This is a genomic window from Catenulispora rubra, assembly GCF_015356825.1.
Classification (GTDB): domain Bacteria; phylum Actinomycetota; class Actinomycetes; order Streptomycetales; family Catenulisporaceae; genus Catenulispora; species Catenulispora rubra.
This window is the reverse complement of the sequence record NZ_JAACYW010000018.1, coordinates 44,873-59,489: the sequence shown is the minus strand read 5'-3', so window position 1 is coordinate 59,489 and position 14,617 is coordinate 44,873. Positions and strand designations below refer to the sequence as shown.

Here is a 14,617-nt window from a genome sequence, read left to right as displayed (position 1 = left end):
CGGTGCTGCTGCCTGCGGTACTGCTGGTGGTGCTGCCTGTGGTGCTCATAGCAGCGATTATTCTCCGGCCGGAGTTCGGCGGCCGCCGAAACGTCCGCTGCCTACGGTCGCTCCATGAGCAGCACAACGAGTAGGGCGAGCACGCAGAGCGCGCATGTGACGATCGAGCCGTCGATCCTGTACTTCGGCACCCCGGTGGTCCTGCTGTCGACGGAGAACGACGACGGCTCGGCGAATCTGGCGCCGATCTCCTCGGCGTGGGCGCTGGGGTACACGATCGTGCTCGGTCTGGGTGCCGAGGGCCAGACCGCGTACAACCTCGCGCGGCGTCCGCAGATCGTGATCAACGTCCCCGGGCCGCATCTGTGGCGGCGGATCGAGAGCCTGGCGGGGGTGACCGGCCGGTTCCCGGTGCCGGAGGGCAAGCCGCCGGGGATGCGGTTCGAGCCTGACAAGTTCGGTCTATCGGGGTTCACATCCGTCGAGTCCGAGCTTGTCAATCCGCCGCGGGTCGCCGAGTGCGGCCTGCAGTTCGAGGCCGCCGTGGCGCGGGCGCTGCCGGACGTCACCGACGGCTTCCTCATCGTCGAGGCCCAGGTGCTGCGGGTGCACGCCGATCCGGCGATCGTGATCCCGGGGACGAACCACGTGGAGCCGGCGGCCTGGAGCCCGCTGATCTACAACTTCCGGCACTACTTCGGGCTTGGGCATGAGCTCGGGTTCACGTATCGGAGCCAAACCCCTCGCGGCCCGGAGTCTCAGGACTCGCATACCGATTAGTAGCGATCTACCTGCGGGTTTTGATCTGATGCTCCGTTATATTACTTGTCAGTAGGTCGTGACTTCTCACGCGGGCGGTAGTACACAAGTCCCAAAATCCGCACCATGTGAGGAGCGTCACATGAGCGCAACATCAAGGCCAGACCCAGGAGCCCGAGGTCTTTCACGGCGCGGATTCCTGGCGGGGACAAGCACGGTTCTGGGTGCGGCGGCGTTGGGGGGCTTCTCGGCCGGGCGCGCCTCGGCCGCCGCGCCGCGCAGCACCCCCATTTCCAACGGGGCGCACGTCCAGGCCCTGGTCATCGGCACCGGGTACGGCGGCTCGGTCGCGGCGCTGCGGCTGGCCCAGGCCGGCGTCGCGGTGGAGATGATCGAGATGGGCATGGCCTGGAACACCCCGGGTTCGGACGGGAAGATCTTCTGCAACCTGACCAGTCCGGACCAGCGGTCGTTCTGGCTGCGGACGCAGACCAAGCAGCCGGTCGGGTACTTCCTCGGGATCCCGATCGACCGGAGCATCCCGTCCTACACCGGCGTCCTCGACGCCGAGGACTTCGCCGGGATCACCGTCTACCAGGGCCGCGGGATCGGCGGCGGATCGCTGGTGAACGGCGGCATGGCGGTCACGCCCAAGCAGTCGAACTTCGGCGCGATCCTGCCCTCGGTGAACCCCGCCGAGATGTACAACGTGTACTACCCGCGGGCCAACGCCGGGCTCGGCGTCGGGGTCATCCCGACCAGCTGGTTCAACACGACCCAGTGGTACCAGTTCGCGCGGGTCGGGCAGAAGCAGGCCGGCCGGTCCGGGTTCCCGTTCGTGTTCGTGCCGGACGTCTACGACTGGGCCTACATGCAGGCCGAGGACGCCGGCACGGTTCCGCGCTCGGCGCTGGGCCAGGAACTGCTGTACGGCAACAACTACGGCAAGAAGTCCCTGCAGAAGACGTACATCCCGGCCGCGCTGGCCACCGGCAAGGTCAACATCACGCCGCTGCACAAGGTGACCTCGGTGTCCCCGGCCTCCGGCGGCGGCTACACGGTGCTGATGAACCAGCTGGACACCTCCGGGAACGTGGTCGTCACCAAGGAGGTCACCGCCGACAAGGTGGTCTTCGCGGCCGGCAGCGTGGGCACCAGCAAGCTGCTGGTCCAGATGCGCGACACCGGCCGACTGCCGAACCTGAACGACCAGGTCGGCCAGAACTGGGGCGACAACGGGAACATCATGGTCGGCCGGGCGAACCAGATCTGGGACCCCACCGGCTCCAACCAGTCCACGGTCCCCTGCGGCGGCATCGACAACTGGGCCGCGGGCGGGGCGTTCGCCGAGGTGGCGCCGCTGCCGATCGGGATCGAGACCTGGGCCTCGCTGTACCTGTCGATCACGAACAACCCGCACCGAGCGCAGTTCTCCTGGAACCCCGCCACGCAGAAGGTGGACCTGAGCTGGCAGCAGGCCTGGAAGCAGGACGGGATCACGATGGCCAAGTCCATCTTCGACAAGATCAACTCGACCGAGGGCACCATCTACCGGACGGACCTGTTCGGGCTGTACAAGACCTGGCAGGACCAGCTGACGTACCACCCGCTGGGTGGCGCGGTACTGAATCAGGCCACGGACAACTACGGCCGGCTCACCGCCTACCCGGGGCTGTACGTCATGGACGGCGCGCTGATCCCGGGCAACACCAGCGTGAACCCGTTCGTGACCATCACCGCGCTGGCCGAGCGGAACATCGAGAACATCATCGCGAACGGCGGCTGAGCTGATCGATGGCCGATGAACTGATACCCACCCTGGTGTGGGGCACCGGGAACATCGGGCGTGCGGCGATCCGAGCGGTCGCCGCACGCCCCGGGCTGGCGTTGTGCGCCGTGCTGGTGCACGACCCGGCGAAGGCCGGACGCGACGCCGGGGAGCTGGCGGGCCTGGAGCACGCGCTCGGGGTCGCGGCGACGTCCGTGACGTCCGACATCGAGGCGGCGCTGCGCGGCGCGAGGGCCGTGGTCTACGCGGCCTCCGGCGACGTGCGCCCCGAGGAGGCGCTGGACGACGTGGTCCGCGCCGTCCGGGCCGGCGCGATCGTGGTCACGCCGGCTTTGTACGCGTTCTACGATCCGCGCAGCGCGCCGCCGGACCAACGCGAGCGGGTGCTCGCGGCGGTGGCCGAGGGCGGCGGGTCGCTGTTCGCCTCGGGCGTGGACCCGGGGTGGGCCAACGACGTGCTGCCGCTGATGCTGACCGGGCTGGGGACCCGGATCGAGGCGGTGCGCTGCCAGGAGATCTTCGACTACTCGACGTACGACCAGGAGGACTCGGTCCGGTACCTGGTCGGCATGGGGCAGCCGATGGAGTACGAGCCGCTGATGACCGCGCCGGGCGTGCCCACGATGGTGTGGGGCGGGCAGCTCCGGCTGATGGCGCGGGCGCTGGGGGCGGAGCTGTCGGGGATCTCGGAGCACGTCGAGCGCGCGCCGCTGGCCGAGGACGTCGAGACCGCGACGATGGGGAAGTTCGCGGCGGACACGCAGGGCGGGGTGCGGTTCGAGGTGCGGGGCGAGATCGGGGGCGTGCCCCGGATCGTGATCGAGCACGTGACCCGCATCCACGGCTCGGTGGCGCCGCAGTGGCCGCAGGCGCCGGACGGCGTCGGGGCGCACCGCGTGGTGATCGAGGGGCGGCCGCGGATCGAGGTCACGGTGGAGGCCGCGGACGAGGGCGGGAACCGGTCGGCGGGCGGGAACGCCACGGCCGTCGGACGGCTGGTCGGCGCCATCGGGTGGCTGGCCGGGCGCGAGCCGGGGCTCTACGACGCGCTGGACGTGCCGATCACGCCGGCGGCCGGCGTCAGGTGGTCGACGGAAGGGACAGAGCAGTGATCATCGACATCCCCGAGGGCAAAGAGCCGATCGGCTACGTGTGGGGCGAGATGGTGCCCGGCATCGGCCCCGCGGCGGCGGCGTTCTCGATGGCGGTGTATCAGCACACGACGTTGGGCCTGCGCGAGTTCGAGGCGGCGCGGCTGCGCGTCGCCCAGATCAACGGCTGCCTGTTCTGCCTGGACTGGCGCACCGAGCGCGACGGGGCGAAGGTCGAGGACGGGTTCGACGCGGCGGTCGCCGAGTGGCGCACCGCCGAGGGCTTCGACGAGCGGACCCGGCTGGCCGCCGAGTACGCCGAGCGGTACGCGCAGGACCACCACGGTCTGGACGAGGAGTTCTGGGAGCGGATGCTCGCGGCGTACTCGCAGGCCGAGGTGGTGGAGCTGACGATGTGCCTGGGGTCGTGGCTGGCTTTCGGGCGGCTCAACCACGTGCTGGGCATCGACGCGGTGTGCGTGCTCCCCGGGGGTTGATTTGGTGTCGCGACACCATCTATATTTGGTGTCGCGACACCATACCGATCCGGGAGGGGAACCCGATGTACCAGATCACCGCCGAGGCCGAAGTCCGGGGCGACATCGCCGTGCTGTGGACCGTGGCCACCGACGTGGACAACCGGCCGAGCTGGGATCCGCACGAGCAGGAGGCGCGCCTGGACGGCCCGTTCGAGGCCGGCGCCGTCGGATGGTCGAAGCCGAACGGCGGCCCGGCGACCGAGTGGACCGTCACCGAGGCCGAGGCACCGCACCGCTTCGGCTCCGAGTGCGCCCTGCCCGGAGGCAGGATCAGGGGCCTGAACACCTTCGAGGTCCTGCCCGGCGGACGGGTCCGCTGCGTCAAGACCGTTTGGGTGACCGGGCCGCTGGTGCCGCTGTTCCGCCTGCACTTCGGCCGCCGGATGCGCCGGGACATGCTTCTGACTTTCGCCGCGCTGGAGGCCGAGGCCGCGCGGCGGGCCGGCCGCGCCGGCGGGGAACAGGCTGGCGCGGGACAGGCTGGCGCGGGACAGGCTGGCGCGGAGCAGGTTGACGGGGACCAGGCTGGCGGGGAACGGGCCGCCGCGTGAGCGCAGCGGACTCCGGACCCCTGGCCTCGCCGGGCTTCTGGCTCCACCACGCCGCGCTGACCTGGCGGGCTCGCATGGAGACCGCGCTCGGACCCTTCGATCTGACGCACACCCAGTTCATGCTCCTGGCCACGACCGGATGGCTGGAGGGCACCGCGGGTCCGCCGACTCAGGCGCAGGTCGCCGAGCACGCCGGCTGCGACCGCCAGATGACCTCGCGCGTGGTGCGCACCCTGCAGGGCCGTGGGCTGATCGCGCGGGACAACGACCGGTCCGACGCCCGGGCTTTGCGCCTGACGCTCACGAGCGAGGGCCGCGTCCTGGCACGTCAGGCGATCCAGGCCGTCCGCGACCTGGACACGCGGATGTTCGGCGCCGATCCGGCACGGATGCGCGATGCGCTGCGCGCCATCGCCGAACTCCGCGATGCCGACGGGACAGGGCCCTGATACCCGCGCCGGACCGATGCGGCGGCCTGCCGAGGACCTGGCCGGCCGCGCCGCGAAGCTGGAGGGCATCTCCGGCGCCGCGGTCGGCTGCGCCGCCACCAGCCGCCGCTCCGGACCGATGCGGCGGCGCCGTCCGCATCGGTCGCATCGGTCGCATCGTCCGCATCGTCCGCATCGGTCGCGTCGGTCGCGTCGGTCGCGTCGGTCGCACGGGAACCCGCCCTCAGCGCGAGAGCTCCACCATGGTGTCCTCGAAGTCCGGGAACTCGTCCCGGGCCGCCGCGACCACCTCGCGGGCCGTCATCCGGTCCGTCCCGGCGTGCTTCTCGGCGACGGCCGTGAACTCCGGGTGCGGGTTGGAGCGGCGGGTCGGGTGCTCCACGGCTTCGTAGGGGCCCGAGCCGTCGGCCACCAGCCACAGGAACGAGGGCAGGTCGCAGGCGACCACGCCGGTCTCGCCCTCCGGGCCCAGGAACACGATCGGCTGCTCGGCCAGCGGCGCGTCCTCGCGGACCAGCCAGAAGGCCGCGTAGCCGCCGTCGGCGGTCTGGCCGAAGACCCGGAACTGCTCGGCGTCGGCGTCCGGGTTGCCGGTCCAGCCGCGGAACCAGTCGGCGGTGTCCTCGGAGTCCAGGAACTCCTCGAAGGGCTCGAAGTCCACCGGGGGGTGCTCGGGGGCGTCGTCCTCGTCGGGCTCGTCGCGCTCGTCGTCGCCGTGGGCGTCCTCGTCGGCCTCCGGGGGGAAGCCGATCGCGGCTATCGCGGCCAGCGCCGCGGGCAGGGCGAGGTCGTCGTCGTCTTCGATAGTCACGAGCCGTAGATTAGCCGCGCCCGGGCCGTCTACTCCAGCCTCACGGGGACCGTCTCGGTGTCGCGGGCCGGTGGCGCGCTCCCTAGGGGTATATCCGATGGCGCCGGAGGGCGCGGTCCTGGTGAAATGGGTTGCGAGGCGCGAGGGAGGGTGTGTCGATGAACACGGTCATCGAACGCGAGCGTCAAGGCAACGAGTGGGGTCCGGTGAGCATCGTCCACACGTGGGGCGGCTGGCCGTGGCGTGCACAGTGCGAGGAGTGCACCACACGCTCGCCGGGGCAGCGGACGCATGAGGAGGCCCAACAGTGGGCCGAGAGCCACTATCACGCGTTCCACGAGATCAGCTGACGCTGAGAGGCTGAGAGGCTGAGGAACCGAGGGGCTGAGCGACTGAACGACTGAGGCACCGCAGAACGCTGGAAGGCCCGATCCCCTGCCGTTGCAGGGAACCGAGCCTTCCGGTGCTTGTGACTCAGGGCGCTGCGAACCCGGACGCCCCAGGCGCTGCTTCTGCCTACTTCTGCTTGGGCAGCACCACCACGGCCAGCGGCGTGCGCTGCGCGCCCTGCCCCAGCGGGTTGTCCTTGAAGATCTCCGCGATCTTCTCCTCGGCGACCGTGGTGGCCTGGCCCAGGATGTTGCAGCCCAGGTCGTTGGCGTCGATGATGGCCACGCCCTGGAAGGTGTCAGCAGCCTGCTTCGGCAGCGCCCTGCGCAGCCGGTCGGACAGCTCCGAGGCGGCCTTGCCGGGGTCGGCCGGGGCCAGCTTCGCCGAGACGTTCGACGGGTACAGCGAGTACTGCGTCGGCCCGTCGATCGCCCGCACCGCGGGGCCGGCCAGCTGGTAGAACAGGCCCTTGCGGCCCACGACCTTGCCGACCGCGCCGGCCGCCGAGGCGGCCACGATCCGGGCCAGGCCCGCCTCCTGGATCGCCAGCTGCATGGTCTCCGGGGAGCCCAGGCCGATGCCGGCGGGGGTGCGGACCACGAACTTCTGCAGCTTGCGGGCCGCGAAGGAGGGCTTGATCTCCCACAGGAAGTAGCTGCGGCCCTGCGAGATGGCGACCACCTTCTCGCTGACCGCCAGGAACCAGGGGCTGTTCAGCGCCTCGGCGTGGTCGTCGGACTCCGCGGCCCGGGTCGCGAACTCGGCGCCGTACTCGGAGATCTTGGTGTGGAAGTCGTCGCCCTTGGCGAAGGCGTCGGTCTGGATCGGGAAGCGCAGCACCTGTCCGCTGGACGCGGTGCTGATCGCGATCTCCTTGCCGGGGTTGGCCGCGAAGTACTCCTTGGCCGCCGAGGTCGTGGAGTCGATGTGGGTGCCGGGGGCGTCCACGAACGTGCGCAGCCACAGCTCGACGTTCAGCATCCGCCAGAACAGCATGGTGTCGCTGTTCTTGCCGGAGATGAACTCCTCGAACGCGCGCAGCACCGAGGCCTGGTCGAAGTACGGCCGCGAGCCGAAGGAGTCCGAGCGGAACACCGTGTGCACGTGGTTCTTGATGCGCAGGAACCACTCGCGCTCCGGCGTGGTGAAGCCGATCTTGTTGCGGCGGTCGACGATCTGGTCCGGCAGCAGGCCGCGCACCGAGTCGCGCAGGATCTTCTTGTTCCAGCCGCCCTTGATGATCGCCTCGGGCTCCAGCGTGAACAGGTAGCGCACCAGGTTGAAGTCCAGGAAGGGCACGCGGCCCTCCAGCGAGAACCGCATGGTGTTGCGGTCCTCGTAGCGCAGCAGCGAGGGCAGGGAGTTGGCGAAGATGTCCTCGACCAGGCGGGCCCGCAGGTCGTCCGGGACCGGGCTGAACGTCTCGCCCTTGTGCTGCTTGGCGAAGCCCTTGTCCAGCATCTGCCGGATGTCCACCGGCTTGTCCAGGCCGATCTTGCCGCGCACGACCTGCTTGCCGTAGCGGGACAGCACGTCGGTGGAGGAGACGACCTCGCGCATCAGCTTCGTGTACTGCTTCTGCTTGCGCAGCTGGCGCAGGTAGACGAAGTAGTACGGCAGGTAGCCGGCCATCATCTCGTCCGCGCCCTGGCCGTCGAGCAGGACGGTGACGTGCTTGGTGGCCTCCTGCATGACCTTGTACTGCGCGTAGGGGCCGGTGGAGATGGTCGGCTCTTCCTGCGTGCGCACGAAGTCGGCGAGGTCTTCCAGGAACTCGTCCGGGTTCGGGTGGATCTTGTGGCACTCGATGGGGCCACTGTCAGAAGCAGTCTTGGCCATGACCGCATCAACGTAGCGCTCTTCATCGTTGACGCTGCCCGGGAACACCGCGGAGAAGCTGTTCTGCGTCGCGCCGACCGACTCCACGTCCTGCGCGTGCTGCTTCATCAGCTTGCTGATGACCGCGACCACGGTCGAGGAGTCCAGGCCCCCGGACAGCGCGGTGCCCACCGGCACCTCACCGACCAGGCGCATCCGGATCGACTCGGTCAGCCGCTCCTTGAACTCCTTGGTGGTGTCCTTGGTGAACGCCCGAGCCGGGCCGTCGGCCAGCAGGTCCTCGCGCAGCGTGGTGAACATGCGGCGCTGCACGTCGGCGCCGTCGATGACGACGACCTCGCCGGGGCGGACCTTCTCGATCCCGGCGAAGAACGTGCGGTCGGAGTCCTCGTGGATACGGAAGCGCAGGTAGCGGAAGAGGGTGGCGTCGTCCGGGGCCGCCTCGACCAGGCCCGAGGCCAGGATCGCCTTGATCTCCGAGCCGAAGACCAGGCGGTGGCTGTCGTCGGCGCCGGTGACCGAGGCCAGGTAGAGCGGCTTGATGCCGAAGTGGTCGCGCGCCAGGTAGCTCTTGCCGGTCTCGGTGTCGTGGATGGCCACCGCGAACATGCCGTTGAACCGGTCGAAGGCCGCCTCGCCCCACTCGGCGAAGGCGCGGACCACGACCTCGGTGTCGCAGACCGTGCGGAAGGTGTGGCCGAGGGCTTCCAGCTCGGCCATCAGCTCCCGGTAGTTGTAGACCTCGCCGTTGTAGACGGCGGCGTAGCGGCCGTCCTCGGTGAGGAAGGGCTGGTCGCCGTGGGCCCGGTCGATGATCGCCAGGCGGCGGTGGGCGTAACCGACGGCGGCCCCGTCACTGGCTGTGCTGCCGAACGAAACCAGGCCCTCGCCGTCGGGCCCCCGGTGGGCGATGGCGTCGCCCATCCGCTTGAGCATGGCCTCGTCATGAGCCCCGAAGACACCCGCGATACCGCACATGTACCGTGCCACTCCTCGCCGTAATAGAACCTGCCGCGCTGAGCCAAACCTATACGACGAGCGGGTGACGCCCGTGCGACGTCGAGTAGTGTGATCTTCGAGCGGGCAGAGGTACCCCGTGACCTGTCCCGACGCCGCCGGCACCTGTGAGATCGGTGTGGGCGCCCGGCCCGGCGTGGGATCTTCCGACGTTGCTACCATCGGAGTCGGAGGCGAATTTCCAGCGCATCCGCCCATGCCGGACGCCACGGCTACCGATCCGGGGGGACGACGATGGCGAATGAGACCGTGACCGACAGAGCGCAGGACCCGCTCGACGCCGGTTCCGGGGCGGGCCGCGAACCCGGGGAGCCAGTGGAGGCACCCGGCGGCGCGACCGGCGGGCTCAGTGGGCGCAGTGGGCTCGGCGGGCTCAGCGGCGGCGACCCCGTCCGGACCGCGCTTGCCGCAGATGCCGAGGCCGACCGTGCTGCCGCCGACGGTCTCGCTGCCGCGAAGCCCACCGCCGATGCGAACCGTGCCGCCGTAGATCTCTCTGCCGCCACGAACCTCAACGCCGTCGCCGACGACACGGATCTTGCCGACGACACAGATCTCACCGCCAACACAGATCTTGCCGACGACACAGCTCTCACCACCAACACAGATCTCGCCACCGACCCGTACCTCGCCGCCGTCGACCCGGACGCGGCGCCGCGGCGCAACCCGGTGGTCCGCGCGGCCGTGGCCGTGGTCCGCACCTTCGTGCGCGACATGGTCGTGTTCTTCTCGGTCCCGGTCCGCGAGGTCCGCACCAAGCGCCTGATGGCGATCCCGGCCACGCTGACGTGCGTGGCGACCATCGGTGTGCTGTGGATCCTGGAGCTGATCCGGCCCACCGGGCTGGCGTTCGTGCTGGACGTGGCCGGCGTGCGCCAGGGCGAGCCGATCTGGAAGCTGCTCCCGCAGCTCCCGCTGTCCCTGTTCGCTCCGGCCCCGGACCTGCCGGCCTGGGGCGCGATGGCGCAGGTGCTGATCGCCTTCGGGATCGCGGAGTGCTGGCTGGGCTGGAAGAAGATGATCGCGATCGCGATGATCACCAGCGCGGTCACCTCGATGGCCGCCCGGCTGATGGTCTACGCCAGCAACTGGCTGCACATCGGCACCCCGCAGATCGACAACTTCCAGGTCGACACCGGCCCCTCGGTCGCGGTGGTGGCGCTGCTGATCTACCTGGCGCTGCGGCTGCGGACGTACTGGGTGGTGGCGCTGACCGCGGTGTCGATGGGCGGCGAGGCGGCGATCCTGCCGAACCTGGCCGGGCGCGAGCACCTGGTGGCGATCAGCCTGGGCATCATCACCTACTTCCTGCTGGACCGGTGGTGGCCGGCGTGGAGGCGACGACGGATCGAGCAGGCCACTTCGGACTGAGCACGCTGACCGGAGTGAGCGGACTGACCGGCGTGCCCTGACCGCCACCGCCGCGCCGAGGTCTTCTCGCGGCAGCCGGTCGGCGACTCAGTCGGCTGAATCGCTGGCTGAGTCGCTCCCCGAACGGCGCGGCCGCACCCGCCGCGGATTGAGCCTCAGCCCCCGGATCGAGGCGTCGATGATCTCGATCGGGTGCAGCACCGGGGTGTCGTCGCCGAGGTGCCGCTGGATCTGCAGCAGGCAGCCGGGGTTGCCGGTGGCGACCAGGTCGGGGTTCGTGGCCCGGACGCGCTCGGCCTTGCGCCGTCCCAGTTCCTCCGCGGCCTCCGGTCGCACCAGGTTGTGCACACCCGCCGAGCCGCAGCAGAACGCGGCCTCCGCCGGCTCGACCACTTCCAGGCCCGGGATGTCGTTCAGCAGCTTGCGCGGCTGCGCCCGCACGCCCTGGCCGTGCGCCAGGTGGCAGGCGTCGTGGTAGGCGACCCGAGCCTCGATCGGGTGGCGTTCGGCGCGCGGTTCGAGGTCGGCCAGGACCTCGGAGACGTCGCGGATCTTCGCCGCGAACTCCGCGGCCGGTTCGGCGTAGTCGGGGTCGTCGGCGAGCAGTTCGCCGTACTGCTTCAGTGTGGAGCCGCAGCCGGCGACGTTGACCACGACCGCGTCGAGGTTGCCCAGCGCCACCGTCGCCGACGAGGCGGACGCCGGGCGCCGGAAGACGTCGATCAGCCGCCGCGCGTAGCGCTTGGCCTCCTCCTCGCGCCCGGCGTGCAGCGACAGGGCACCGCAGCAGCCCTGCTCCGGCACCACGACGTGGCAGCCCTCGGCCTGCAGCACCCGCGCGGTCGCGGCGTTGACGTCGCTGAAGAACACCCGCTGCACGCAGCCGGAGATCATCGCCACGGTCGCGCGCCGCTCCCCCCGCGGCCGGTTGCTGGCCGGCAGCCTGCTCCACGCCTTGCGCAGCGTGGTGTCCGGCATCAGCGCCTCCATGGCGCCGAGCTTGGGGAAGCGCCGCAGCAGTCCACTGGAACGGACCAGCGCCGCGCCACCCGTCCGGCGGTACGCGACCGCGCCGAGCGCCGCGACCCGCAGCCGTGCCGGGTGCGGGAACAGGCCGAACACGAGCTCCCGGAAGGCCCGGTCGCCGCGGTGCTCGGCGTAGGCCTGCTCGACTTCGGGGCGGAACTCCTCGATGATCCGGTCGTATTGGACGCCGGAGGGGCACGCGCTCACGCAGGACAGGCAGCCCAGGCAGGAGTCGATGTGTTCGGAGACGGAGTCGTCGAGTTCGGCCTTGCCCTCGATCACCTGGCGCATCAGGTGGATGCGGCCGCGCGGGGAGTCGTTCTCGTCACCGGTGAGGGCGTAGGTGGGACAGGCCGGGAGGCAGAAGCCGCAGTGGACGCACTTGGCGGTCAGGTCGTCCAGGTTCTCGCCCATGCTGGGCAGTGTACTGATCGGAAGATCCAGCTGAACACAGATCTTCAGCAAACACAGCAACGGTCCCTGCTCTCATCGAGATCAGGGACCGCTCCATGGAGGGTGAGCGACGGGGCTCGAACCCGCGACAACTGGGATCACAACCCAGGACTCTACCAACTGAGCTACGCCCACCATGCACCGCCGCGTCGCGAAGCTCCGGTCTCCCGTGTCCCGCACCGCGCTGGCACCGCCAAGCATACATGGATCCGGCGGTGCTCTGCACAACCCTTTAGGCCGCGTCCCGGAGGACCCGATCGGGAGGTCAGGACTCCGCGCGGGCCGCCGCGGCGGCGGCCGCAGCCGTTTCCTGTGCCTCGATCCGGCCGGCGAGGGTGCGCGCGGTCTCCGAGTCCGGGCCGGGCTGCGGGACGAAGATCGCGTCGCGGTAGTAGCGGAGTTCGGCGATGGAGTCGCGGATGTCGCCCAGGGCGCGGTGATTGCCTGTCTTCTTCGGTGCGTTGAAGTAGACGCGCGGGTACCAGCGGCGGGCCAGTTCCTTGATCGAGGAGACGTCCACGATGCGGTAGTGCAGGTGCTGTTCGAGCTCGGGCATGTCGCGGGCCAGGAAGCCGCGGTCGGTGCCGACGGAGTTGCCTGCCAGCTGCGCCTTGCCGGCCTCCGGGACGTGTTCGCGGACGTAGGCCAGGACGCGCCCCTCGGCCTCGGCCATGGGGATCCCGTCCGCCAGTTCCTCCAGCAGCCCGGAGGCGGTGTGCATCTCGCGGACCACGTCCACCATGCCGGCGAGCAGGCCCGGCAGGTCGTCGGCCGGTGGCGCGACCACCACGTCGACCCCGTCCCCCAGGACGTTCAGCTCCGAGTCCGTGACCAGGACGGCCACCTCGATCAGAGCGTCCTTGTCCAGGTCGAGCCCGGTCATCTCGCAGTCGATCCACACCAGCCTGTCACTCATGCTTCCACCCTAGTGGGGGTGGGGGTCGGACCGGGATCGACAACTGTGTTGACCATCTGGGCGGCGGCCTCCTAGGCTGAGATCGACAACCTTGTTGACGATCAATGCGAACCGGAGACAGCCATGCCCTTGTCCACCCTCGCCGAGGCCCCGCGTTTCGACCTCGACGGCTTCACCTTCCGCCCGCTCGCGGTCCCGTCGCGCGGCAGCACCGAACTCGCGATCTGGGCCCTCGACCTGGAGCCCGGCGCCCGCAGCCAGCCGCACAGCATGGACCGCGAGGAGGTCTTCGTCGTCGTCAGCGGCGCCGTGCTGGCCACCGTCGGGGACCGCGAGGTGCACGCCGGCCCCGGGGACGCGGTCATCGTGCCGCCGCACACCACCCTGCGGCTGGGCAACGCCAGCCCCGAGAGCCCGGCGGTGCTCACCGCCGTCACGTCCGTTGGAATGAACGCGACCGTCGGCGGCGCGGCGTTCGCGCCGCCGTGGGCTCAGTAGGGCCGGGAAGAGCGGGCCCTACCCGTCGCGGCCTTCGCGGCCGCCCCTGGCCCGGGACGCCAGGTAGGCCTCGCGATAACGCGCGGGCTGGGTGCCGAGCACCCGTAGGAAGTTGGCGCGCATCGCCGGTCCCGAGGCGAACCCGGAGCGCCGGGCCACCTCGTCCACCGGCAGGTCGGTGGACTCCAGGATGCGCTGGGCGGCGATCACCCGCTGGGAGTTCACCCAGCGCAGCGGCGTGGTGCCGGTGACCTCCAGGAAGCGGCGGTCGAAGGTCCGGCGGGACATCGCGGAGTGTTTGGCGAACTCGTCCACGTCGAACGGTTCGGCCAGGTGGTCCAGGGCCCAGGACATCGCGTCGCCGATCGGCGTGCCGGCGCCGAGTTCGGAGGGCAGGTGCCGGTCGAAGTAGGCGGCCTGGCCGCTGCGCCGCCCCGGGCCCACCACCAGGCGGCGGGCCAGCGCGCTGGCGGCCTCGGCGCCGTGGTCCATCCGGACCAGGTACAGACACAGGTCCAGGCCGGCCGCGGCGCCGGCCCCGGTGACCACGTCGCCGTGGTCGATCTGCATCGAGCGGGCGTCCACCTTCACCCTGCGGTGGTGGCGGGCCAGGGCCGGCGCGTACATCCAGTGCGTGGTGGCCCCTCGGCCGTCCAGGACGCCGGCCGCGGCGAGGACGAAGACCCCAGAGTCGAACGCGGCCAGCCGCGCGCCCTCCTTGTGAGCCTTGCGCACCGCGGCCAGCGCCGGTTCCGGGGGCCGCTCGCCGGGCGCCCGCCACGCCGGCACGATCACGGTGCCGGCCTGATCGGCCCCCGACAGCCCGAACGGCGTGGAGATGCGCAGGGAGCCGGTGGTGGCCAACGGCCCGGCTTCACCTGCGCACACCAGTAACCGGTAGTACGGCAGGCCCATGACGCGCCGGTCGACCCCGAACACCGAGATCGGTATCGAGGACTCGAACAAGGGGGCGTCCCGGAACAGCAGGACGGCGACGGTACCCCGGTCGCGCGTGGGGGCCAGGCGCGGGCGGGGGGCAGTCAGTGTCATTCGGCGGGCTGACCTCTCTGGTCCAGATGGATCGTCGGAACGAGCCATTTTCCTTTGTGCGCAAAGGC

At 70.5% G+C, this 14,617-nt stretch carries 14 protein-coding genes and 1 tRNA gene; 9 read left to right on the top strand and 6 right to left on the bottom strand.

Annotated elements, in window-relative coordinates; translation table 11 throughout:
• The first annotated feature begins 114 nt into the window (after positions 1 to 114).
• The 6 genes from GWK61_RS08055 (at position 115) to GWK61_RS08030 (ending at position 5,178) form a co-directional block, all read left to right on the top strand.
• A complete protein-coding gene (locus GWK61_RS08055) occupies positions 115 to 780 on the top strand; it encodes a flavin reductase family protein (RefSeq protein WP_194906615.1) in 666 nt (221 codons plus the stop codon).
• Positions 781 to 901: 121 nt separating this feature from the next.
• A complete protein-coding gene (locus tag GWK61_RS08050; protein WP_194906614.1) occupies positions 902 to 2,545 on the top strand; it encodes a GMC oxidoreductase in 1,644 nt (547 codons plus the stop codon).
• A gap of 20 nt (positions 2,546 to 2,565) precedes the next feature.
• A complete protein-coding gene (locus GWK61_RS08045) occupies positions 2,566 to 3,660 on the top strand; it encodes an NAD(P)H-dependent amine dehydrogenase family protein (protein WP_194906658.1) in 1,095 nt (364 codons plus the stop codon).
• Positions 3,657 to 4,136 carry a carboxymuconolactone decarboxylase family protein gene (locus GWK61_RS08040; RefSeq protein ID WP_194906612.1) on the top strand — a complete coding sequence of 160 codons (480 nt, stop codon included), beginning with the start codon at positions 3,657 to 3,659 and terminating at the stop codon, positions 4,134 to 4,136. The genes GWK61_RS08045 and GWK61_RS08040 overlap by 4 nt, the downstream gene beginning before the upstream one ends.
• 65 nt (positions 4,137 to 4,201) lie before the next feature.
• Entirely contained in the window at positions 4,202 to 4,729 is a 528-nt protein-coding gene (locus tag GWK61_RS08035) for an SRPBCC family protein (RefSeq protein WP_194906610.1), read from the top strand.
• Positions 4,726 to 5,178 (top strand): MarR family winged helix-turn-helix transcriptional regulator, encoded by a 453-nt coding sequence (locus tag GWK61_RS08030; RefSeq protein WP_194906608.1) that lies wholly within the window; start codon positions 4,726 to 4,728, stop codon positions 5,176 to 5,178. Before GWK61_RS08035 ends, GWK61_RS08030 begins: the two co-directional genes overlap by 4 nt.
• A gap of 223 nt (positions 5,179 to 5,401) precedes the next feature.
• Here the strand turns inward: GWK61_RS08030 and GWK61_RS08025 are convergent, their stop codons facing one another.
• The gene (locus GWK61_RS08025; RefSeq protein WP_194906606.1) at positions 5,402 to 5,989 is read right to left on the bottom strand and encodes an SMI1/KNR4 family protein; all 588 of its coding nucleotides are present in this window, start codon (positions 5,987 to 5,989) and stop codon (positions 5,402 to 5,404) included.
• Positions 5,990 to 6,147: 158 nt separating this feature from the next.
• On the opposite strand from GWK61_RS08025, the gene GWK61_RS08020 reads away from it, so the two are divergent.
• The gene (locus tag GWK61_RS08020) at positions 6,148 to 6,339 is read left to right on the top strand and encodes a hypothetical protein (protein WP_194906604.1); all 192 of its coding nucleotides are present in this window, start codon (positions 6,148 to 6,150) and stop codon (positions 6,337 to 6,339) included.
• Positions 6,340 to 6,505: 166 nt separating this feature from the next.
• Here GWK61_RS08020 and asnB read toward each other — a convergent pair whose 3' ends face one another.
• Positions 6,506 to 9,196 (bottom strand): asparagine synthase (glutamine-hydrolyzing), encoded by a 2,691-nt coding sequence (gene asnB / locus GWK61_RS08015; protein WP_194906602.1) that lies wholly within the window; start codon positions 9,194 to 9,196, stop codon positions 6,506 to 6,508.
• A gap of 273 nt (positions 9,197 to 9,469) precedes the next feature.
• On the opposite strand from asnB, the gene GWK61_RS08010 reads away from it, so the two are divergent.
• The gene (locus GWK61_RS08010; protein WP_194906600.1) at positions 9,470 to 10,606 is read left to right on the top strand and encodes a hypothetical protein; all 1,137 of its coding nucleotides are present in this window, start codon (positions 9,470 to 9,472) and stop codon (positions 10,604 to 10,606) included.
• 87 nt (positions 10,607 to 10,693) lie between these two features.
• On the opposite strand, the gene GWK61_RS08005 is transcribed toward GWK61_RS08010, so the two are convergent.
• From GWK61_RS08005 to orn, 3 genes are all read right to left on the bottom strand, one after another.
• The gene (locus GWK61_RS08005; RefSeq protein WP_194906598.1) at positions 10,694 to 12,046 is read right to left on the bottom strand and encodes a (Fe-S)-binding protein; all 1,353 of its coding nucleotides are present in this window, start codon (positions 12,044 to 12,046) and stop codon (positions 10,694 to 10,696) included.
• Between the two features lie 100 nt (positions 12,047 to 12,146).
• Positions 12,147 to 12,221, bottom strand: a tRNA-His gene (locus tag GWK61_RS08000).
• Positions 12,222 to 12,350: 129 nt separating this feature from the next.
• Positions 12,351 to 13,001: an oligoribonuclease gene (gene orn / locus GWK61_RS07995; RefSeq protein ID WP_194906595.1), complete on the bottom strand. Its 651-nt coding sequence runs from the start codon at positions 12,999 to 13,001 to the stop codon at positions 12,351 to 12,353.
• 123 nt (positions 13,002 to 13,124) lie between these two features.
• Between orn and GWK61_RS07990 the strand changes: the two genes are divergently transcribed.
• Positions 13,125 to 13,499 carry a cupin domain-containing protein gene (locus GWK61_RS07990; protein ID WP_194906592.1) on the top strand — a complete coding sequence of 125 codons (375 nt, stop codon included), beginning with the start codon at positions 13,125 to 13,127 and terminating at the stop codon, positions 13,497 to 13,499.
• An 18-nt stretch (positions 13,500 to 13,517) separates the two neighbouring features.
• Here the strand turns inward: GWK61_RS07990 and GWK61_RS07985 are convergent, their stop codons facing one another.
• A complete protein-coding gene (locus tag GWK61_RS07985) occupies positions 13,518 to 14,549 on the bottom strand; it encodes a GlxA family transcriptional regulator (protein ID WP_194906590.1) in 1,032 nt (343 codons plus the stop codon).
• Positions 14,550 to 14,617: the final 68 nt, after the last annotated feature.

Excerpts from the sequence above, each read along its gene's own strand:
- GWK61_RS07985 (WP_194906590.1), bottom strand. The coding sequence starts at position 14,549 with ATGACACTGACTGCCCCCCGCCCGCGCCTGGCCCCCACGCGCGACCGG.
- asnB (WP_194906602.1), bottom strand. The coding sequence starts at position 9,196 with ATGTGCGGTATCGCGGGTGTCTTCGGGGCTCATGACGAGGCCATGCTC.
- GWK61_RS08035 (WP_194906610.1), top strand. The coding sequence starts at position 4,202 with ATGTACCAGATCACCGCCGAGGCCGAAGTCCGGGGCGACATCGCCGTG.
- GWK61_RS07990 (WP_194906592.1), top strand. The coding sequence starts at position 13,125 with ATGCCCTTGTCCACCCTCGCCGAGGCCCCGCGTTTCGACCTCGACGGC.
- GWK61_RS08020 (WP_194906604.1), top strand. The coding sequence starts at position 6,148 with ATGAACACGGTCATCGAACGCGAGCGTCAAGGCAACGAGTGGGGTCCG.
- GWK61_RS08055 (WP_194906615.1), top strand. The coding sequence starts at position 115 with ATGAGCAGCACAACGAGTAGGGCGAGCACGCAGAGCGCGCATGTGACG.
- GWK61_RS08050 (WP_194906614.1), top strand. The coding sequence starts at position 902 with ATGAGCGCAACATCAAGGCCAGACCCAGGAGCCCGAGGTCTTTCACGG.
- GWK61_RS08010 (WP_194906600.1), top strand. The coding sequence starts at position 9,470 with ATGGCGAATGAGACCGTGACCGACAGAGCGCAGGACCCGCTCGACGCC.
- GWK61_RS08005 (WP_194906598.1), bottom strand. The coding sequence starts at position 12,046 with ATGGGCGAGAACCTGGACGACCTGACCGCCAAGTGCGTCCACTGCGGC.
- orn (WP_194906595.1), bottom strand. The coding sequence starts at position 13,001 with ATGAGTGACAGGCTGGTGTGGATCGACTGCGAGATGACCGGGCTCGAC.